Annotated in this window: 4 protein-coding genes; 3 read left to right on the plus strand and 1 reads right to left on the minus strand. The window is 71.1% G+C overall.

Annotated elements, in window-relative coordinates:
- Nucleotides 1-701 (minus strand): GAF domain-containing protein (locus EAO75_RS33940; RefSeq protein WP_147999014.1); only part of this gene is annotated, 701 nt, incomplete at its 3' end.
- Between the two features lie 271 nt (nt 702-972).
- On the opposite strand from EAO75_RS33940, the gene EAO75_RS33945 reads away from it, so the two are divergent.
- From EAO75_RS33945 to EAO75_RS33955, 3 genes are all read left to right on the plus strand, one after another.
- Nucleotides 973-2,061 carry a substrate-binding domain-containing protein gene (locus tag EAO75_RS33945; RefSeq protein ID WP_147999017.1) on the plus strand — a complete coding sequence of 363 codons (1,089 nt, stop codon included), beginning with the start codon at nt 973-975 and terminating at the stop codon, nt 2,059-2,061.
- A 109-nt stretch (nt 2,062-2,170) separates the two neighbouring features.
- Nucleotides 2,171-2,878, plus strand: coding sequence for an ATP-binding cassette domain-containing protein (locus EAO75_RS33950; protein ID WP_410092517.1), 708 nt, complete (start codon nt 2,171-2,173; stop codon nt 2,876-2,878).
- 14 nt (nt 2,879-2,892) lie between these two features.
- Nucleotides 2,893-4,161, plus strand: coding sequence for a sugar ABC transporter permease (locus EAO75_RS33955; RefSeq protein WP_147999019.1), 1,269 nt, complete (start codon nt 2,893-2,895; stop codon nt 4,159-4,161).
- Nucleotides 4,162-4,449: the final 288 nt, after the last annotated feature.

Below are 4,449 nucleotides of genomic sequence, written 5' to 3' on the forward strand. Positions count from 1 at the left end.
GGCATGTCCTCGGGGAGGGCGTGCGACAGCAGGGTGTCGGCCTTGCCGTCGAAGTCGTCCGGTGTGATGCCGACCAGTTCGAGGAGTGCCCCGTCCGCCTCGATGAAGCCGGTGTCGGGGACCAGGACGAACGAGCCGACCCGCAGACCGCGCAGGGCACGGCTCAGCAGGGACCCGCCCGCGGACCGGCCCTTCGCGTCGCGCAGCACGCAGGCGACCGCGCCGGCGTACCGCTCCAGGAAGCGCTGTTGCCCGTCGTCGAAGCCGTCGGCGGAGGCTCCCACGACGACGAGGCAGCCCAGTCGCGCGCCTTCCGGGTCCAGCGGCAGCGCGCCGAGCGACGCCGTCCGCGCCCGCGGCGGCGTGGGCGCGCCGTCGGGGTAGGCGGCGAGGGCCGCGGCGTTCAGCCACAGCGGCCGGTCGGTGCGGACGGCGTGTGCGGCGGCCGAGGCACCCGACAGGGGCAGCAGCTTCGGCAGCCGGTACTCGGGGGTGACGCCGCCGGCCGTTTCCAGCAGCTGGAGCTCGTCGCCCCCGGCGGCGGGAGCGTAGAGCGCGGTGAGCGCCGCTCCTGCGAACGTCAGGGCCCGATCACTCGTGGCGGCCTGCGGCGCCGTAGGCGGTGAGCCGGTGTCTGCGGTGCCGGCCTCGGATGCCTCCGGCACCGGATATCCGGTCCGGGCACGGCCGTCATGAGGCATGTCCGCAACCTTCCTCCCGTCCGTGCCGGAGGTGTCGAAGGAGATCGGGGCACCCCGACTCCCAGCGCAATCGGGCGCCCGAACACAAGAATCGCATATATGGATGAGCAGGACATATCCGCTCACCCACCGCCCGTGGCGGCGCCTCGCCCGCCGCCCCGTGGGGCGCCCTGGCTGCGCTCGCCGATCGCACCGGCCGGTGTCAGACTGACCGAGTGGTCGGCATGTGAGAAGGCCAGGTGTCGCCATGCTCGCCAGAGAGATCCCCCGTATGAAGGCCCCCATACGCAACGCGGCCCTCTCCCTGATCGCGATCTCCACGGCCGTCGCCCTCGCCGCCTGCGGGTCGGACGGCGGGAGCGCCTCCGAGAAGGAGACCGGGCCCAAGATCGGCGTGCTCCTGCCGGACGCGACCACGGCCCGCTGGGAGACCCAGGACAGGCCGCTGCTGAAGAAGAACATCCATGAGCTGTGCGGCACATGCACGATCGAGCACGGCAACGCCAAGGGCGACGTGGCGATGCAACAGCAGCAGATGAACTCGATGATCGCCGAGGGGGTGGACGCCATCCTGCTCGTGGCGGTGGACTCCCGATCGCTCGGCGCCTCCGTCAGGAAGGCCGACGAGGCGGGCATCCCTGTCATCGCCTACGACCGCTTCTCCGAGGGCCCGATCGCGGGTCATGTCTCCTTCGACGGCCAGGAGGTCGGCAGGCTCCAGGGCCAGGCACTGCTGAAGGCCATGGGCGACCAGGTGCCCGGCGGCCAGATCGTCATGATGAACGGCGATCCCAGCGACTCCAACGCGGTGTTGTTCAAGGAGGGCGCGTTGTCCGTGCTGGACGGCCAGGTGAAGATCGGCAAGGCGTACGACACGCTCCAGTGGCGGACCGAGGCCGCCAACTTGAACATGTCCGGCGCCATCGCCGCCCTCGGCGCCGACAACATCCAGGGGGTCTACGCCGCCAACGACGGCCTCGCCGCCGGCAGCATCTCCTCCCTCAAGGCGAACAAGGTGAATCCGCTGCCCCCGGTCACGGGGCAGGACGCCGAACTCGGCGCCGTGCGACGCATCGTCGCCGGCGAGCAGTACATGACCGTCTACAAGCCCTTCCTGCCCGAGGCCGCGGCCGGCGCCGCCATGGCCGTGGCCGCGGCCCGCGGTGAGAACCTCGACCGGGTGGCCGAGCAAGAGGTGCGCACGAGCGAGGGCAAGACGGTTCCGGCGGTCATGCTCACCCCCGTGTCCGTGACCGTCGACAACATCGAGGACACCTTGGTGAAGGAAGGCGTGTACACGATCCGGGAGATCTGTACCCCCGATCTCGGCGCCGCGTGCGAAACGGCCGGGCTGACCTGACCTCCGGCCCGGCCGTGTCCGGGCCACGGGAAGGAGATGGTTCCGCGTGCCTGCCCCCTTGCTGGCGCTGCACGGCGTGTGCAAGCGCTACGGCGCCGTCGAGGTCCTGATGGACATCGAACTGGAGATCCACGCCGGCCAGGTCCTCGCGCTGCTGGGCGACAACGGAGCCGGCAAGTCCACCCTGATCAAGGTGATCTCCGGCGTGGCGGCCGCGGACCGGGGCGTCATCGAGTGGGAGGGCCGTCCCGTCCAGATCAGGCGCCCGGGCGACGCCCAGGACCTCGGCATCGCCACCGTGTACCAGGACCTCGCGCTGTGCGGGAACCTCGACGTCGTCGGCAATCTGTTCCTCGGACGCGAGGTCCGCAGGTTCGGCTTCCTCGACGAGATGGAGATGGAGCGCCGCACGTTCCAGCTGCTGGACAGCCTGACGAGGGGCGTCCCCGAGCTGCGTGCTCCGGTCGTGTCGCTGTCCAGCGGTCAGCGTCAGACGGTCGCGATCGCCCGCTCGCTGCTGGGCGGACCGCGCCTGCTGCTGCTGGACGAGCCGACCGCGGCACTGGGGCTGCAGCAGACCACGGAGGTCCTGGACCTGGTCGACGAGCTGCGGGACCGGGGCGTGGGCGTCCTGCTGATCAGCCACAACATGGGCGACGTCAAGGCCCTCGCGGACCGGGCAGCCGTGCTGCGGCTCGGCCGTAACAACGGCTACTTCGACGTGGGCACCGCTTCCCAGGAACAGATCATCTCCTCCATCACCGGGGCGACGGAGAGCACGCCCCGCCGACCGGCCCACCAGGAGGCGGCGTGGTGAAAGGGACGCGCGACATGGCGGCCGACCCGCAGACCGAACCCGTCGAGCCCGCCGCGACCGCCGGCGACAGCAAGGCGCCCCCCGGGTCGACCGCCGGCCGGGCCGTGGAGAGGTGGGTCGCCTTCGCCCGGCGCAAGCTGAGGGCCGGTGAAGTGGGCTCGCTCCCCGTCGTCCTCGTCCTCGCCGTCGTCTGGATCACCTTCCAGTCCCTCAACGACAACTTCCTCTCGCCCCGCAACCTGTCCAATCTCAGCGTCGACATCGTGGGTACGGGACTGATCGCGGTCGGCATCGTCTTCGTGCTGCTGCTCGGCGAGCTGGACCTGTCGGTCGGCTCGATCAGCGGGCTCGCGGCGGCCGTGTTCGCGGTGCTGAACGTGAACAACGGGGTGCCCGAATGGCTCGCGCTGATCGTCGGGGTGCTGGCCGGCACGGCGGCGGGCACCGTGCAGGGCTATTCGTTCGCCAGGACCCGGGTGCCGGCGTTCGTCGTCACGCTCGCGGGGCTGCTCACCTGGAACGGCCTCATGCTCTACATCCTGGGCAGCAGCGGCACCATCAACCTCGACGAGAACGGCCTCGTCGCCAAGCTGACCAGCTACTACTTCACCGATGACGCCGTCGCCTACGGAATTGCGGCACTCGCCGCGGGCCTTGTCTTCCTCGTGTCGTACATGGACCGGCGACGCCGGATGGCCGCCGGCATGCGGCATCGCTCGCTCCAGGTCATCGGGGTGCGCGCCGGCGGGCTCGCGGTGATCGCGTTCGTCAGCGCCTATCTGCTCAACCGGTTCCAGGGGCTGCCGCTCGCCCTCCTGATCTTCCTCGTGGTGGTGGCCGGGCTCGACATCGTGCTGCGCCGCACCCACTACGGCCGGCAGGTCTACGCCCTCGGCGGCGGCGTCGAGGCGGCCAGGCGCGCCGGCCTCCACGTGACGCGGGTGCAGACCGCGGTGCTCGCGGTCTCGGGCACCATGGCGGCGGTCGGCGGCCTGTTCCTCGCCTCGCGCATCACCTCGGTGAGCCAGAGTTCGGGCACGGGCGTGCTCCTGCTCAACGCCATCGCGGCAGCCGTCATCGGCGGCACCAGCCTGTTCGGCGGACGCGGTTCCACATGGTCGGCGGTGCTCGGCATGCTGGTGATCCAGTCGATCGCCTCGGGCATGGCCCTCACGGACACGCCGGCCGCGGTCCAGTTCATGATCACGGGCGGGGTGCTGTTCGCCGCGGTGGTCATCGACGCACTGTCCAGACGCTCGCAGGAGGCCCATGGGCGGGCTTGAACGCGTAGCGGCCCGGGTTGAGTGGAGCCGCGGTGGTCGCGTGCCGGAGGCGGGGTCGAGCCACAGCAGTCGTCGCCGCCAGTCTGAGGCCGGGTTGAGGCGCGGTGGTCGCGCCTGAGGCAGGGGCGAGACTCGGCATCGCGGGTTCCGGGCCCCGGTGAGGCCACCGCAGTCGCTCGCCCCAAGCGGGTCGGGGGGGCCGACGAAGATCTGGCGGACCGGGTCCCTGCTCGTGCTGCGCCGGGGCCGCCGCATAGCTGAGGTCGGCTCCTCCCACCACCCCCCACC

This window comes from Streptomyces sp. UW30 (assembly GCF_008042075.1).
GTDB lineage: Bacteria > Actinomycetota > Actinomycetes > Streptomycetales > Streptomycetaceae > Streptomyces.